The following is a 15,356-nucleotide window of genomic DNA, read 5'->3' as shown; positions in this document are numbered from 1 at the left end:
ATCATAATGGGAAATCGCTATGCAGAGCTGAAACGCTATACAGGTGAAACGAAAATTGATCTCGCATTTGAGGTGGACGGTGAAGGGAAGTCGAACATCGATACAGGCGTTCCGTTCATGAATCACATGCTTGACCTTTTTACAAAGCACGGTCACTTTGATCTTACAGTAAAAGCTGACGGCGATATTGATGTGGATGATCATCATACAACAGAAGATATCGGCATTGTGCTAGGGATGGCATTAAAAGAAGCCTTGGGAGATAAAAAAGGCATTAAACGCTACGGCAGCTTTTTTGTTCCGATGGACGATACACTTGCACAGGTCGTTGTGGATCTAAGCAACCGTCCTCATTTTGAAATGCGCGGCGAGTTCCCGGCGCAAAAAGTCGGAACATTTGATACGGAGCTTGTGCATGAATTTTTATGGAAATTTGCATTAGAAGCACGTATTAATTTACACGTTATTATTCATTATGGACAAAATACACATCATATGATTGAGGCGGTTTTTAAAGCGCTGGCACGTGCGATTGATGAAGCCGTTACGGTGGATCCTCGTGTGAAAGGCGTTCCATCAACGAAAGGGATGTTGTAAATGATCGGCATCATTGATTATGGAATGGGCAATTTGTTCAGCGTCAGCAAAGCGCTTGATCGGATTGGGATTCCTTATATTATCAGCGAATCACCGGAAGAATTAACGAAAACAAAAGGCCTTATCCTGCCGGGAGTCGGTGCGTTTAAAGATGCAATGGCTCGCCTGCGTGAAAAAGAGCTTGATCGTTTTATAAACACTTACGTTGACAGCGGTCGTCCGCTCCTTGGGATTTGTCTTGGCATGCAGCTGTTATTTGAAGAAAGTGAAGAAAACGGCCGTTTTGAAGGGCTTGGTTTATTAAAAGGCCGAGTTGTGCGTATTCCGGAACGGGATGCAGATGGTGAGCGGTTAAAAGTACCGCATATGGGCTGGAACAAACTTCAATTTCATCAAGAAGCATCAGTACTCGACGAGGTAGGAGAAGGGTTTGTTTATTTCGTCCACTCGTATTATGTAAATCAAATGGATGAAGAGTCACTATTGGCAAGTGCATCTTATGGTGTACAAGTGCCAGCAGTTGTTGGTCGTAACAACGTATTTGGCATGCAGTTTCACCCTGAAAAAAGCAGTGAGACAGGCATGAAGCTGCTTGCCAATTTTGCAAAAGCGATGGAACAATCGGAGGAATTGCTATGAGTTTTGTTATTTACCCGGCAATCGACATGCGAGGCGGCAAGTGTGTCCGCCTCGTACAGGGCGATTACAATCAAGAAACCGTATACGGAGATTCACCGTTCGACATGGCAAAATCATTTGTAGACCAGGGAGCAGAGTGGATTCATATGGTCGACCTGGATGGCGCAAAAGATGGCCAGCGTGTTAACGATACATTTGTAATTGAAGCGGCAAAAAAGTTGCAAGCCCGCGTTCAAATTGGCGGCGGAATCCGGACTGAAGAAGACGTTCGACATTATTTGGACAATGGTGTTGACCGGGTCATAATTGGCAGCCTTGCCGTGAAAGAACCGGAATTGGTGAAAAATTGGCTTCGTACATACGGTGACAAAATTGCCATCGGACTCGATGCGAAAAACGGATATGTAGCGACACATGGCTGGCTGGAAACATCGTCGGTAAAGGCGGTAGATCTAGCAAAAGAGTTTGCGGATGCCGGTGCAGAAACATTTATTTTTACGGATATAGCCAACGATGGCATGCTGTCAGGCCCGAATACGGAAGCGACAGCAGAGCTCGCGCGTGCAACTGCCAAAAGCGTGATCGCTTCAGGCGGCGTCAGCTCCCTTGACGATTTGCGTGAACTGGCGAAACATAAAGGAGCCGGCTTATCTGGAGCCATTTGCGGCAAAGCCATTTACACAGGCCGTTTTAGCGTAAAAGAAGCGCTTGAGGTGGCGGGACAATGATGACGAAACGCATCATCCCATGTCTCGACGTGAAGGAAGGCCGCGTCGTTAAAGGTATCCAATTTGTTGAGCTTCGTGACGCTGGCGACCCGGTTGAATTAGCTCGTGTGTATGACCAGCAAGGTGCAGATGAACTCGTTTTTCTTGATATATCAGCATCAGTTGAAGGCAGGAAAACAATGGTCGACGTCGTACAGGCAGTTGCATCAGAACTCGCGATTCCATTTACTGTAGGCGGTGGCATTAACGCTCTCGATGACATGAAACGTATATTGCGGGCGGGTGCGGATAAAGTCTCATTAAATACGGCAGCTGTCAACAATCCTGATTTAATTAATGAAGGGGCAGCCTTTTTTGGCTCACAGTGTATCGTCATTGCAATTGATGCCAAGTATGATTCGGAAATCGGTACTTGGCGTGTGTATACGCATGGTGGACGTACACCGACAGAACGTACAGTAATTGACTGGGCGAAAGAAGCGGTTGAACGGGGCGCAGGTGAAATTTTGCTGACGAGCATGGACGAAGACGGCAGTAAAAAAGGCTTTGACATTGCGCTCACGAAAGCTGTTGGGGATGCAGTATCTGTTCCGGTTATCGCATCAGGCGGCGCCGGTAATGCACAGCACTTTTTGGACGTATTTAAAGAAGCAAAAGCAGATGCGGCGCTTGCAGCCTCCATTTTTCATTATAAGGAAACAGGTGTCGGTGAGGTAAAACAATTTTTACGAAATGCGGAGGTTAACGTCAGATGATTGAAGAAGTAAAGTTTGATGAAAAAGGGCTTGTGCCAGCGATTGTACAAGATGCGACGACGTATGAGGTATTGACACTCGCCTATATGAATAAAGAATCACTTGAAAAAACAATGGAAACAGGTGAAACGTGGTTCTACAGCCGTTCACGCCAGGAATTGTGGAATAAAGGCGCGACAAGCGGCAACACACAAAAGGTTGTTTCCATGCAATTTGACTGTGACAAAGATGCGATTGTCGTAAAAGTGGAGCCAGCTGGTCCGGCGTGTCACCGTGGCACAACAAGCTGCTTTGATGAACCATTTTACGGTGAAGAGAGCGGAGGAGCACTGCCATACGCGATCTTGCAGCAGCTTGAGCAGGTGATTGCAGACCGCGAGCAAAATCGTCCGGAAGGAGCTTATACGACGTACTTATTTGAAAAAGGCGTCGATAAAATCTTAAAAAAAGTCGGCGAAGAAGCAGCTGAAGTCATTATCGCGGCGAAAAACCGCGATAAGGAAGAACTGCAATGGGAAGCAGCAGATTTGCTGTATCACTTGCTTGTTTTACTTCGAGAGCAGGATCTCCCACTTGATGACGTTCTATCCGTTCTCGCGCGCCGACACGAAGGAAAAGCATAAGTTGATGAAAGCCGGTCTTCGTTTAGACCGGCTTTTTCAATCTATTCTTTTCACTATGGAACTATGGTATAATGCAAAGGTTAATCATAGAACGTTCGGAGGATTTTCATGAGAAATGACTCAATGAGCCGGAAAGAAAAAGGGAACATCGTCTCGTTTTTTCCGACAGGAGAGTTTTACTATACAAAAGGAATGAAGGCGCTCGAAAAACGGGAGCTGACGAAAGCGAAAAAATATTTCTCGCGGGCAATGGATTTAGAGCCGCTTGACCCGATTATTGCCTGTCAGCTGGCCATTGTTGAAACTGAACTCGGTCATTATGAACAGTCAAATGGACTGCTGCATTTCGTGCTTGATGATCTCGACCCGCGTATGAGCGAGTGTCATTATTTTTTAGCGAACAATTATGCACACCTCGGGTCATTTAAAGACGCGTTCCGTCATGCGCAGGCTTATTTGGATTTAAATGAAAAAGGTGAATACAGCGATGATGCTGAAGATTTACTGGAATTAATAACGCTTGACAATGAAGATGCATTTGATGATTTATATGAGCAGGATGAAATGATGGAGATGCAGGAGGAATCCCGTTATTTACTAGAAAGCGGACACTTTGCTAAAGCAGCAGAACATCTTGAAAAAACGGTAAAAAAATACCCGGATTTCTGGGCGGCCTATAACAATTTGGCGCTTGCCTATTTTTATCTCGGACAAACGGAAAAAGCGCACAATGTTCTTGAAGATGTACTGGAAAAAAATCCGGGAAATCTGCATGCCATCTGCAATAAAATCGTGTTTTATTTTTACGAAAAAAAACAAGAACCACTTCACTATTTAGCGGATCAACTGGCGAAAATACAGCCGCTTATTCCTGATCAGCAGTTTAAAATCGGTGCGACATTTGCGCTTATCGGCCGTTATGAAGATGCATACCGGTGGCTGAAAAAGCTTCAAAAAAGCGGATTTGAAGGGGAAGCAGGCTTCTATTACTGGCTAGCGTATGCAGCACACTTTACTGGGCATCCTGAAACAGCGCGGTCTGCATGGAAAAAAGTCATCCGCGACAGTCCGGAAAAAGAAGGTTTGGAGCCATGGAGCAGTTTGACGGATGAAAGTGATATTGAACGGAATCCGGAAGCAATTGTTGGTTATTTAAACGGCGATCGTGATGAAGAACGGCTATTCGGGATTTTCTTGCTGTCTCTTGCCGGTGATCAAAAAGAAGTGATGACACACCCGGATTTTTGCGATATCGATTATTTGCAGCCGCATGAAAAGATTTATATGGCGGATGTACTTGGGATGCCAGTGGATAATTCGCTTTTATCCGAAATGAATACGCGCTTGGCACACGAAACGGCTCTTACACTGTATCGGCATTTTCGGCCTCTCAAAAAAGATGAGGCGGGTCTTTTCATGATCTGGTTTTCAATTTTTTTAGAACTTCAGAATCAAAAAACAAAGTTGACAAAACCAGCCGGTCTTGCAGCGGCTGTTGAATATATATGGCGAAAATTGCGAAGTGAGCAGGTCAGCCAAGCTGGAGTGGCTGATAAATACAGTGTTTCTGTATCGACTGTGCAAAAATACGCAAAATTTATTCGGAAGCACCTATTGTGAGCATAGTATTAGACGAATGCAATGAAATTAAGTAGGATTAAAGTATAATCTAAAAAATACGTTTAAGGGTATATTTTTTAAAAAAGGAGTGCGGATTATGTCGAATGAAGAAAAAATTTATGACGTTATCATCATTGGTGCAGGTCCTGCGGGCATGACAGCAGCGGTTTACACCTCTCGTGCGAACCTTTCTACACTTATGATTGAGCGCGGTGTGCCAGGTGGTCAAATGGCCAACACGGAAGAAGTTGAAAACTATCCTGGTTACGACCATATTCTTGGTCCTGAATTATCTACAAAGATGTTTGATCACGCGAAAAAATTTGGCGCTGAGTATGCGTATGGCGATATTAAAAATATAACAGATGGTAAAGAGTACAAAACCATTGACGCGGGCTCGAAGCAATATAAAGCTCGTGCGATCATCATTACAACAGGTGCACAGTACAAAAAAATCGGTGTTCCGGGTGAAAATGAGCTCGGCGGCCGCGGCGTTTCATACTGCGCTGTGTGTGATGGAGCTTTCTTTAAAGGAAAAGATCTTGTGGTTGTCGGCGGTGGTGATTCTGCTGTTGAAGAAGGCGTATACTTGACTCGTTTTGCAAAAAAAGTAACGATTGTTCATCGCCGTGACGAACTGCGTGCGCAAAAAATATTGCAAGATCGCGCTTTTGCAAATGATAAGGTGGACTTTATCTGGAGTCATACAGTCAAAGAAATTAATGACAAAGACGGCAAAGTTGGCAGTGTAACCCTCGTTTCCACTAAGAACGGGGAAGAGCGGGAGTTTCCGGCGGACGGTGTCTTCATTTATATCGGCATGGTGCCCCTCACGAAGCCGTTTCTTGATCTCGGCATTACAAATGACGAAGGCTATATCGTGACAAATGAAAAAATGGAAACATCAATACCAGGTATTTATGCGGCCGGAGACGTGCGTGAAAAAATGCTCCGCCAAATTGTTACGGCAACAGGTGACGGAAGTATTGCGGCACAGGCTGCACAGCATTATATTGAAGAGCTAAAAGAAGAAATGGGCGTTAAAGCGTAATCCATTTTTTACATGACCGTAACCATCCTGAAATATGCAGGTGGTAGAATAAAATTGTAATCAAACTGCCCCCTGCAGATGTTTACACAGCGTCCGGCACTCGCCGGGCGCTTTTTTTAGGACCACAGGAAGTTGGGCTCTTAGCCTTTGATCATTATAAGTTCATTTTAATGCATTAAACCAGCCTTCCTTATTGTAGATTCGGCACGGGGGTATTAAACTGCCTCTTCTATTCATCACAGGCAATTAATTCTTATAACGACCCCCATTTACAATAAAAAACACCCGGCAGCGTTGAACTTCCTTTTCTGTACATATATAATAAAGGAAATATATGTTGGTCGACGATTGCTGGGGGTGTTTTTGTGCAGCGTGTCACAAATTGTGTACTAATGAAAGATGGACAGGTATTATTAATGCAGAAGCCCCGCCGTAACTGGTGGGTGGCCCCCGGCGGCAAAATGGAGCCGGGGGAATCTGTTCGAGACGCCGTAATTCGCGAATTTCGAGAAGAAACGGGGCTGTACTTGCGTAATCCAGATGTAAAAGGGATTTTCACCTTTATTATTAAAGAAGACGACAAAGTGCTGTCTGAATGGATGATGTTTACGTTTTATGCCGATCAGGCGGATGGAAGCCCGCTGACGGAAACAAGGGAAGGGTCCCTTCACTGGAAGCCAATCGAGGAGTTGAAAGAACTTCCAATGGCAGAAGGTGACCGTCATTTACTTGAATACATGGTATACGGAACGGGTTTGTTATACGGTGCGTTTACATACACACCTGATTTTGAATTAATTTCCTACCGGCTTGACCCTAGTTAATGAAAAGAGAGGGGAATGACGATGGCAAATAACGATGTACAGCTTGTTATCATAACAGGAATGTCAGGCGCAGGAAAAACGGTTGCTGTTCAAAGTTTCGAAGATTTAGGCTTTTATTGTATGGATAATTTGCCCCCAACGCTGCTCCAGCCTTTTTTAACACTAATGAAAGACTCCGGGCAAAAGCTGAAAAAAGTGGCAATCGTTATGGATATGCGCGGACGTGAATTTTTTGATCATTTATCTACAGCACTTGATGAAGCAGCGGAAACATTAAACACAGCCCCAAAAGTGCTTTTTTTGGACGCGGAGGACGAAGTGCTGGTCCGACGTTACAAAGAAACGCGAAGAACCCATCCGCTGTCGCGTGATGATCGTCCGCTTGACGGGATTCACCAAGAGCGTGAGTTGTTAAATGATTTGCGCGGACGTGCAAATATAATCTTAAATACTTCAAAGTTAAAGCCGAAAGATTTGCGAGAAAAGATCATGCGTGAATTCTCACCGGATAAACAGGCGTCATTCACTGTAAATGTCATGTCGTTTGGCTTTAAACACGGTCTCCCAATAGATGCTGATCTCGTCTTTGACGTCCGCTTTTTGCCGAACCCTCATTACATTGAGCATATGAGGCCGAGGACAGGGCTGGAAGAGGATGTCGCAGAATATGTAATGAAATGGAATGATACAAAAAAGTTTCTTGAAAAAGTGACAGACCTTCTTACATTTATGATGCCGCATTATAAAATGGAAGGGAAATCGCAGCTCGTTATTGCGATAGGCTGTACAGGCGGACAGCATCGATCTGTTGCACTTTCTGAATATCTGGCGAATTATTTTGCGAATGGCTACAAGACGAGGGTAACGCATCGTGATATTGATAAACGAAAGGCTGCGAAATCATGACAAATGCATCACAGCCAAAAGTCGTCATTATTGGCGGTGGAACAGGGCTGTCTGTTTTACTCCGGGGCTTGAAGCGTCATCCGATCGATTTGACTGCGATTGTCACAGTCGCGGATGATGGGGGCAGCTCCGGACGGCTTCGTAATGAGTTAAATATTCCACCGCCAGGAGATATTCGGAACGTTCTTGCAGCTTTATCAGACGTAGAACCTCTTGTCGAATCTCTTTTTCAGCATCGATTTTCAACAAAAAATGAATTATCGGGCCATTCACTAGGCAATTTAATGATTGCTGCGATGTCGTCGATAACCGGTGATTTTGGCCATGCAATACAGGAAATGAGCCGTGTTTTAAATGTGCGTGGAAAAGTTTTGCCGGCTGCTAATCAGAGTGTCGTCCTCCATGCTGAAATGGAAGACAGGTCGGTTGTATCCGGTGAATCAAAAATCCCGTATTCCGGAAAAAAAATAAACCGTGTGTTCTTAACACCGGAGAAAGTTGAACCGCTTCCAGAAACGATTCGTTCTATCCGTGAAGCAGACATGATCATACTTGGACCGGGCAGTTTGTACACAAGTATTTTGCCGAATTTATTAGTCCCCGGCATCGGGGAAGAAGTATGCGCAGCGAAAGCAAAAAAAGTATATATATGCAATTTAATGACACAGGCGGGTGAAACGCTTGATTTTACAGCGTCAGATCATGTTGGAGCGATTTACGATCATATGAAATGTTCGTTTATTGATACGATTCTCGTCAATAAAGAGCCGATTCCGGACGTGATTCAGGAGCGGTATAAAGAAGAAATGGCGAAACCGGTTGTGTTTGATGTCGATAAATTGCAGGCAATGGGCTTGGATGCCATTTTTGATGAAATTGTCACATACGATGATTGCATTATTCGTCATGATACAGCGAAAGTAGCCGAAATATTAGTACGTCTCATCCCGAAACGGTAAGGGGACATCACGAGAGGAGTGGTGATGTTGTCTTTTGCATCTGAAACAAAAAAAGAACTGACCACCATTGAAACGAGCGGATGCTGTGCGAAAGCTGAACTATCTGCACTCATTCGCATGAATGGCTCACTGTCATTTTCAAACAGACAGCTTGTTGTCAATATTCAAACTGAAAATGCGGCGATTGCCCGGCGTATTTATGTGTTAATAAAGCATAATTATGAAGCGGAAGTTGAGCTTCTTGTCCGTAAAAAAATGCGGTTGAAAAAAAATAATGTGTACATTGTCCGACTAAAAGAAGAGGCAAAAGAAATACTGGATGACCTCGCGATAATTGAAGACGGATTTTCGTTTATACACCACATTTCCGATAAGATCATTACTAAAGATTGCTGCCGCCGTTCGTACTTACGCGGTGCGTTTTTAGCAGGAGGTTCCGTTAATAATCCTGAAACATCTTCGTATCACCTCGAAGTGTTTTCTCTATATCAGGAGCATAACGAAGCCCTTTGTGAACTGATGAATACATTTCACTTAAACTCGAAACCGCTTGAGCGGAAAAAAGGCTATATTACGTATTTAAAAGAAGCGGAAAAAATTTCTGATTTCTTCAGTATTGTCGGTGCACACAGTTCATTAATGCGATTTGAAGATGTCCGGATTGTAAGGGATATGCGTAATTCGGTTAATCGTTTAGTGAATTGTGAAACAGCGAATTTGAATAAAACGATCGGTGCGGCACTTCGCCAGGTCGAAAATATAAAATATATTGATGAAACCGTCGGACTGGGTATACTTCCAGATCGGCTCCGTGAAATTGCGGAACTACGGGTTCTTCATCAGGATGTCACGTTAAAAGAACTTGGAGAAATGGTATCAGGCGCGGCGGTCAGTAAATCAGGCATCAACCATCGTCTGCGCAAAATAGATGAAATTGCGGATAAAATTCGAGCTGGAGAACATACGGCAGCGGAAAAATAAAAAAGGAAGTGAATGAAGTGGTTGAAAAAACAGTTAATGTTCAGTTGAAATCCGGATTGCAAGCAAGACCGGCTGCCTTATTTGTACAGGAGGCGAACCGGTTCAACGCTGAAATTTTTCTTGAGAAAGACGGAAAAAAAATTAATGCGAAAAGCATTATGGGGATTATGAGCCTGGCGCTCGGGCGAGGCACAGACGTCGTTATCAGTGCTGAAGGCCGCGAGGAACAAGAAGCAGTTAACACCTTAGCAGAACTTGTGGAACGAGAAGATTGGGTATAAAAAAAGCCTTAAAAGTCGAATAATGACTTTTGAGGCTTTTTTTTATGTGATTAATATCATTTAAACAATAACCTCTATCGTCTTGACAGGTGTGTAGAACGCAGTCGGCAGTCTTGAAACGGCATTTGAAGACGAGAAGGATAAAAACTCACCATTTACTTTTTTCTAAATTGCGGGTTCAGCGTTTAATTTCGTGTACAGGTATCATAAATTTTAAAAAAGGAGGTTGTTACATGGGTAAAGCAGCAAAACTAATCACGTTCGGTACACTGATTGTTTTCGGTTCACTGGTAGTGGTATTGTTCTATGTGCCTGCGGAAGAGCCAGTACCTGTCGAGCCGGAAGAAACAGCCGTGGAACAAGACGAGTCTGCTGGAAGAGCAAAAGGGGATCAAGCCAAGATTGACAAAGTGGATAAAATACTGTCAGGTGACTTTACAGAAACATTCCGGTCTGAGTTCGCAAGCAACGACGGCATAGCACTGTTCGACCGGGCGGAGATCATGCCGGGGAAAAACTCGGCAAATGTATATTCTACAGTGGCTTCAACTGACAAGGACGACGTGCGCCAAACGGTTGTAAATAAACTCGGCGCAATGACTGTAAATCATTATTATTCGGACTTTCGGGACCGCATCGACTTAAACGACGTTCGTATTTACGGAAGCGACGGCAAAGACCTCGGCTACACGTTTAGCGACTTGCGATTATCGACCGACCAGAAATAAATAACGAAGTCGCCCCCGTCGTTTAACAGCTAATAAAGCAAACTTAACCAAGTATGAGGCAAAGCATAAATCGTATTTGTAGTGTGACAGATAGAATTGGCTTGAATGCCCAAAAAATTCGCGATTCTCGTGATGCAGTATCCAATTTGCTTTAATGCTGAAGGGAAAACCTCTGCGTTAGGTAACTAACGTAGAGGCTTGATAGCACTTTTCTCGAAAAGTAATATAAGTGTAAATGGATAACCAATTGTCTGGATATGTAACGTATCAGATAAGACACTACCGTTTTGCACTCTCTAGTTCAGCTTCGATTTGAGAGACCTTCGAAGATTCAGCCATTCGCCAATAGACTAGGAAGCTCACGGCTATACAACCGGCTACATAGTAGTAAAAGAGTGATTCGTATCCAATGTTTTTCAACCATAAAGCAATAAACTCTGCTGTTCCCCCAAATACCGCTACTGTAAGTGCATAAGGCAATCCTACGCCAAGAGCACGGATTTCAGTCGGAAAAAGCTCGGCTTTTACGATTGCATTAATGGAAGTGTAACCGGTAACAATAATGAGACCCAACATCATGAGCAAGAATGCAACGAATGAGCTTGTCGCCTGCTCCATAATCATAAATATTGGCACCGTCAACAGTGTTCCAAGGATACCGAATGTCATCAATAGAGGTCGACGTCCAATTTTGTCAGATACCATGCCTGCTAAAGGCTGAAGCACGACGAATATTAGCAGTGCAATAAAGTTAATCCAACTCACAACTTCCTTCTCAAGCCCTACTGTGTTCACCATGAACTTCTGCAAATAAGTGGTGTATGTATAAAATGCGACTGTTCCGCCGAGCGTAAGTCCGACAACTGTAAGTACCGCTTTCGGATGTTTCATCAGTGTGCGAACGGACCCGGCACTTTCCTTGCTTTTTGAATCCATTTTCGTAAATTGTTCCGATTCGTCCATGGTGCGGCGCAGCCAAAGAACAGCCAGAGCCCCCATTGCACCGATAACGAAAGGGATACGCCATCCCCAGGAATACATATCGGATTCGCTGAGAACTTGCTGAAGAATGATTTGAACACCGAGCGCGACCATTTGGCCTGCAACAAGTGTGACATACTGGAAGCTGGAATAAAAGCCGCGGCGGCCACTGCTTGCCATTTCAGATAAGTAGGTAGCCGAGGTTCCATACTCTCCTCCCAGCGACAATCCTTGAAGAAGTCGTGCAATTACTAGTATTATAGGGGCCATTATCCCAATGCTATTATAACTCGGGGTACAGGCAATAATAAGAGAACCACTTGCCATAACAGTTATGGAAAGCGTCAATGCAGCACGGCGTCCATGGCGATCGGCATAGCGGCCCATCAAAAGGCTTCCTATAGGGCGCATCAGAAAACCGACGGCAAAAATTGCGGCCGTATTTAACAGTTGGCTGGTAGGGTCTCCTTCTGGGAAAAACTCAGAGGAGAAATACACTGCGAAAGCAGAATAAACGTACCAGTCGTACCATTCAATTAGGTTTCCAACAGATCCTTTAAAAATGTTGCCGGTGATGCGGCGCTTATTTGCGCGCCCGTCAGATTGAATCATTATTAACTATTCCTCCTTTAGATCATTGTTTAATTTATAAAACTACTGCTGATAATGATGAAAAGGAAATTTAGTCTCAATTTCAATCAATCCATAAAATCCGATTATCGTACATACAACAGTATTTTGAGCGATAAGCGATTCATATCTAAACGTTAATTCTTCAAAAAAAGTGAAAATCCTCCATTGAAGAACGACAAAAAAAGAGAGAGCTAGCGACTTCGATTTACTAATCGATATGTATGGAGAATGATTTTGACAGTGCTGTCAATCGTAAACACATTAGACAAGGATTCTTAGAAAACGATTCGCAACGTCCTGGCAGTTCAACGTTTGCTTATTTGAACAGTTGGGAATGCTGAATGATGCGGATATCTTTTCGGATAGGACTACTCGCTGTTTTGGGGAGGAGAAGCGGGGCAGTTGGGTACCGTTTGTTGAAACAAAAAAAGCCTCTTCGTTAAACATAACGTAGAGGCTTACATAGGACGCCCTCGGCAGGAATCGAACCCACATCTCAAGAACCGGAATCTTACGTGCTATCCGTTGCACCACGAGGGCTTTTTAGTACATTACAAAATTATAGTGGATTGATAATGAAAATGCAATAATTAATTAAAAAATTGTTTGTAACCAGAAATTCATGGTGTTTAGCAGGAATTTGAGTATGGAAAGAAGAAAACGTACACATAGGCAAGCATAATGTTTGACCATCATTGACCTTGAATTGTATGATGTTGTTACAGAACAGCAACTAAAAGGAGGAACTACTGTGAATTTAATTCCTACAGTTATTGAACAAACAAACCGCGGTGAACGAGCGTATGATATTTATTCTCGTCTTTTGAAAGACCGTATTATTATGCTCGGCAGCGGGATTGACGATAACGTGGCTAACTCAATTGTCTCGCAGCTTCTTTTTCTAGAAGCAGAAAACCCGGAGAAAGATATTTCGATTTACATAAACAGCCCTGGTGGCAGTATTACAGCTGGTATGGCGATTTATGACACGATGCAGTTCATTAAGCCGGACGTGCAGACAATCTGCATCGGGATGGCGGCATCAATGGGCGCGTTCTTGCTTGCGGCAGGAACGAAAGGAAAACGTTATGCCCTTCCTAACAGTGAAGTCATGATCCATCAGCCTCTTGGAGGTGCACAAGGCCAGGCAACGGAAATCGAAATTGCGGCTAAACGCATTTTGTTCCTCCGTGATAAATTAAACGGCATCTTATCCGAGCGTACTGGACAGCCACTTGAAATCATTGCACGTGATACAGAACGGGATAATTTCATGACTGCTGAGCGTGCGAAAGAATACGGTCTTGTAGACCATATCGTGACGCGCAACGATGTGACAAACAAAGAGAAGAAGTAATTCACGAAAGACCTGCTGATGCGGGTCTTTTTTTTCGTGGCCGCTATCTGTATAATAACAGGAGGGGGGGCGATATGGTTGAACATGCAGATGAAGCCGGGTTTGTGGCAGCAGCAGTCGGTAAAGCTTGCAATGACACAGGAGCTGACACAGGCGATCACGCTGCTTCAATATTCAGCACAAGAACTGGTGGAGTTTCTCGAGTCGAAATCGGTGGAAAACCCGTTTATTCAACTTGAAGCACCTGATTTGAAAGCGCTTTATAAAAAAGAACGGAAGCCTCGTGTAAATGATCAGACAGAACATAAAAACTGGATTGAGCTCATTCCGGATTCTTCTTATACAATTACAGATCATTTAGAAACCCAGGTTCAGTTGTTAAATTTAACAAAATCACAAAAAAGAATTCTTGATTTTTTGCTTCATAACATGGATGAAAACGGGTACATGAAAATGAACAGTGCAGATGCATCACGTTTCCTGGAGCTGGATGAAAAAGAAGTTGTTTATATAATGAACATGATTAAACGGATGGAGCCTGCGGGTATTGGAGCGCGTGATTTACAGGAATGTTTATTCATGCAGATCGAAAGGCGTCTTGACGCTCCATTTCTTGCGGAAATCATTGTTCGTGATCATTTTATTGAATTTGCAAATAAAAGGTGGAAACCTCTTGCAAAAACACTCGGTGTTGATTTGAAAGAGATCCAGGAGGCTGCTGACTTTATTAAAACCCTTAATCCAAAACCGGGTTCCTGTTTTCACCAAGATCTTTCATCGTATGTGCGTCCTGATGTATCGGTGATTCTCTCCGGTGAAACGATTGAAGTGCATCTGCTTAATGAGGATTTGCCAAAAGTCGTATTCCAGAGAGACTACTTTAAGCAAATGGCTGCTCATTCTGATATAGAAGTGAAAAAATTTACAAAAGAAAAAGAAAAAGATTATCAATGGCTTTTAAAAAGTTTAGAACAGCGCCAGCAAACGATTGAGCGTGTAAGTCTGAAAATTGTTGAAAAACAGCGCGCCTTTTTCTTTCATGGTCCAGGATCTTTACAGCCGCTGACTATGAAAGAAGTAGCAGATGAGCTGGCGATTCACGAATCAACGGTCAGCAGAACGGTCCGGGGGAAATATATGCAAACGCCGTTCGGAACGTATGAATTAAAATACTTCTTTCCATCCGGACTGTCTGCGGTGGACACAGTTGGAGAGATGATGTCATCAAATCAAGTGAAAACACGCATTGAAGCGCTGGTCTCATCTGAAGACAAAAGAAAACCCATGTCCGATCAAACAATTTGTACTATACTGAATGAAGAAGGACTGACGGTTTCGAGAAGGACCGTAGCAAAATACCGGGAGCAGCTGAACATTCCGTCGTCGTCAAAGCGGAAACGATACGATTGAGGTGGGAAAAGAGTGGATGTTTATTTTTACACACGTCCAAATTGTCATTTATGCGAAGAAGCGAAAATCGTGATGGATATGGTCAAAGAAGAAATCGACATGATGCTGCAAGAGCGGAACATTGATGGATGTGATGAATGGACAGAGCGGTATGGATTGATGATTCCTGTTGTCGAATACAATGGTGAAATACTTCAGTATGGGCATATTGACTACGTATCAGTCTTTACGAAACTAAAACAAGAAATTAACAAATAATTTAAAAAATAAAAGGTCACTTTCG

The 15,356-nt window shown here is 43.5% G+C and carries 17 protein-coding genes and 1 tRNA gene; 16 read left to right on the top strand and 2 right to left on the bottom strand.

The window, feature by feature from the left end:
• Positions 1-6 precede the first annotated feature (6 nt).
• The 13 genes from hisB (at position 7) to BTO28_RS03035 (ending at position 10,692) form a co-directional block, all read left to right on the top strand.
• On the top strand, positions 7-597 hold the full coding sequence (gene hisB / locus BTO28_RS03095) for an imidazoleglycerol-phosphate dehydratase HisB (protein ID WP_076763940.1): 591 nt from the start codon (positions 7-9) through the stop codon (positions 595-597).
• A complete protein-coding gene (gene hisH / locus BTO28_RS03090; RefSeq protein ID WP_076763938.1) occupies positions 598-1,236 on the top strand; it encodes an imidazole glycerol phosphate synthase subunit HisH in 639 nt (212 codons plus the stop codon).
• Complete coding sequence (gene hisA / locus BTO28_RS03085) at positions 1,233-1,964, top strand: 1-(5-phosphoribosyl)-5-[(5-phosphoribosylamino)methylideneamino]imidazole-4-carboxamide isomerase (RefSeq protein ID WP_076763936.1); 732 nt, start codon at positions 1,233-1,235, stop codon at positions 1,962-1,964. Before hisH ends, hisA begins: the two co-directional genes overlap by 4 nt.
• Complete coding sequence (hisF, locus tag BTO28_RS03080; RefSeq protein WP_076763934.1) at positions 1,961-2,719, top strand: imidazole glycerol phosphate synthase subunit HisF; 759 nt, start codon at positions 1,961-1,963, stop codon at positions 2,717-2,719. The genes hisA and hisF overlap by 4 nt, the downstream gene beginning before the upstream one ends.
• The gene (gene hisIE / locus BTO28_RS03075) at positions 2,716-3,342 is read left to right on the top strand and encodes a bifunctional phosphoribosyl-AMP cyclohydrolase/phosphoribosyl-ATP diphosphatase HisIE (protein WP_076763932.1); all 627 of its coding nucleotides are present in this window, start codon (positions 2,716-2,718) and stop codon (positions 3,340-3,342) included. Before hisF ends, hisIE begins: the two co-directional genes overlap by 4 nt.
• Positions 3,343-3,450: 108 nt before the next feature.
• Positions 3,451-4,962: a tetratricopeptide repeat protein gene (locus tag BTO28_RS03070; RefSeq protein ID WP_076763930.1), complete on the top strand. Its 1,512-nt coding sequence runs from the start codon at positions 3,451-3,453 to the stop codon at positions 4,960-4,962.
• Positions 4,963-5,059: 97 nt separating this feature from the next.
• Complete coding sequence (gene trxB / locus BTO28_RS03065; protein WP_076763928.1) at positions 5,060-6,013, top strand: thioredoxin-disulfide reductase; 954 nt, start codon at positions 5,060-5,062, stop codon at positions 6,011-6,013.
• A 365-nt stretch (positions 6,014-6,378) separates the two neighbouring features.
• Positions 6,379-6,837, top strand: coding sequence for an NUDIX hydrolase (locus BTO28_RS03060; RefSeq protein ID WP_076763927.1), 459 nt, complete (start codon positions 6,379-6,381; stop codon positions 6,835-6,837).
• Between the two features lie 15 nt (positions 6,838-6,852).
• Positions 6,853-7,743, top strand: coding sequence for an RNase adapter RapZ (gene rapZ, locus BTO28_RS03055; protein ID WP_076763925.1), 891 nt, complete (start codon positions 6,853-6,855; stop codon positions 7,741-7,743).
• Positions 7,740-8,702, top strand: coding sequence for a gluconeogenesis factor YvcK family protein (locus BTO28_RS03050; RefSeq protein ID WP_076763923.1), 963 nt, complete (start codon positions 7,740-7,742; stop codon positions 8,700-8,702). Before rapZ ends, BTO28_RS03050 begins: the two co-directional genes overlap by 4 nt.
• A 27-nt stretch (positions 8,703-8,729) precedes the next feature.
• The gene (whiA, locus tag BTO28_RS03045) at positions 8,730-9,683 is read left to right on the top strand and encodes a DNA-binding protein WhiA (protein WP_076763921.1); all 954 of its coding nucleotides are present in this window, start codon (positions 8,730-8,732) and stop codon (positions 9,681-9,683) included.
• Positions 9,684-9,700: 17 nt separating this feature from the next.
• A complete protein-coding gene (locus tag BTO28_RS03040) occupies positions 9,701-9,964 on the top strand; it encodes an HPr family phosphocarrier protein (RefSeq protein ID WP_076763919.1) in 264 nt (87 codons plus the stop codon).
• 233 nt (positions 9,965-10,197) lie between these two features.
• Entirely contained in the window at positions 10,198-10,692 is a 495-nt protein-coding gene (locus tag BTO28_RS03035) for a hypothetical protein (RefSeq protein ID WP_076763917.1), read from the top strand.
• Between the two features lie 279 nt (positions 10,693-10,971).
• Here BTO28_RS03035 and BTO28_RS03030 read toward each other — a convergent pair whose 3' ends face one another.
• A complete protein-coding gene (locus BTO28_RS03030; RefSeq protein ID WP_076763915.1) occupies positions 10,972-12,285 on the bottom strand; it encodes an MFS transporter in 1,314 nt (437 codons plus the stop codon).
• A 489-nt stretch (positions 12,286-12,774) separates the two neighbouring features.
• Positions 12,775-12,846: transfer RNA gene (locus BTO28_RS03025), tRNA-Arg, on the bottom strand.
• Between the two features lie 211 nt (positions 12,847-13,057).
• Between BTO28_RS03025 and clpP the strand changes: the two genes are divergently transcribed.
• The 3 genes from clpP to BTO28_RS03010 all read left to right on the top strand — a co-directional run bounded on the left by clpP (position 13,058) and on the right by BTO28_RS03010 (position 15,331).
• Positions 13,058-13,663: an ATP-dependent Clp endopeptidase proteolytic subunit ClpP gene (clpP, locus tag BTO28_RS03020; RefSeq protein WP_076763913.1), complete on the top strand. Its 606-nt coding sequence runs from the start codon at positions 13,058-13,060 to the stop codon at positions 13,661-13,663.
• A gap of 84 nt (positions 13,664-13,747) precedes the next feature.
• On the top strand, positions 13,748-15,073 hold the full coding sequence (rpoN, locus tag BTO28_RS03015; protein ID WP_076763989.1) for an RNA polymerase factor sigma-54: 1,326 nt from the start codon (positions 13,748-13,750) through the stop codon (positions 15,071-15,073).
• A 12-nt stretch (positions 15,074-15,085) separates the two neighbouring features.
• A complete protein-coding gene (locus tag BTO28_RS03010; protein ID WP_076763911.1) occupies positions 15,086-15,331 on the top strand; it encodes a glutaredoxin family protein in 246 nt (81 codons plus the stop codon).
• Positions 15,332-15,356: the final 25 nt, after the last annotated feature.

It is taken from the genome of Domibacillus epiphyticus, assembly GCF_001975785.1.
Taxonomy (GTDB): domain Bacteria; phylum Bacillota; class Bacilli; order Bacillales; family Domibacillaceae; genus Domibacillus; species Domibacillus epiphyticus.
This window is presented reverse-complemented; position numbering and strand designations above follow the sequence as displayed.

Coding starts and splice junctions, on each gene's coding strand:
- BTO28_RS03050 (WP_076763923.1), top strand. CDS start 7,740: ATGACAAATGCATCACAGCCAAAAGTCGTCATTATTGGCGGTGGAACA.
- hisIE (WP_076763932.1), top strand. CDS start 2,716: ATGATTGAAGAAGTAAAGTTTGATGAAAAAGGGCTTGTGCCAGCGATT.
- hisH (WP_076763938.1), top strand. CDS start 598: ATGATCGGCATCATTGATTATGGAATGGGCAATTTGTTCAGCGTCAGC.
- rpoN (WP_076763989.1), top strand. CDS start 13,748: ATGCAGATGAAGCCGGGTTTGTGGCAGCAGCAGTCGGTAAAGCTTGCA.
- hisB (WP_076763940.1), top strand. CDS start 7: ATGGGAAATCGCTATGCAGAGCTGAAACGCTATACAGGTGAAACGAAA.
- BTO28_RS03070 (WP_076763930.1), top strand. CDS start 3,451: ATGAGAAATGACTCAATGAGCCGGAAAGAAAAAGGGAACATCGTCTCG.
- hisA (WP_076763936.1), top strand. CDS start 1,233: ATGAGTTTTGTTATTTACCCGGCAATCGACATGCGAGGCGGCAAGTGT.
- trxB (WP_076763928.1), top strand. CDS start 5,060: ATGTCGAATGAAGAAAAAATTTATGACGTTATCATCATTGGTGCAGGT.
- rapZ (WP_076763925.1), top strand. CDS start 6,853: ATGACGATGGCAAATAACGATGTACAGCTTGTTATCATAACAGGAATG.
- hisF (WP_076763934.1), top strand. CDS start 1,961: ATGATGACGAAACGCATCATCCCATGTCTCGACGTGAAGGAAGGCCGC.
- BTO28_RS03035 (WP_076763917.1), top strand. CDS start 10,198: ATGGGTAAAGCAGCAAAACTAATCACGTTCGGTACACTGATTGTTTTC.
- BTO28_RS03030 (WP_076763915.1), bottom strand. CDS start 12,285: ATGATTCAATCTGACGGGCGCGCAAATAAGCGCCGCATCACCGGCAAC.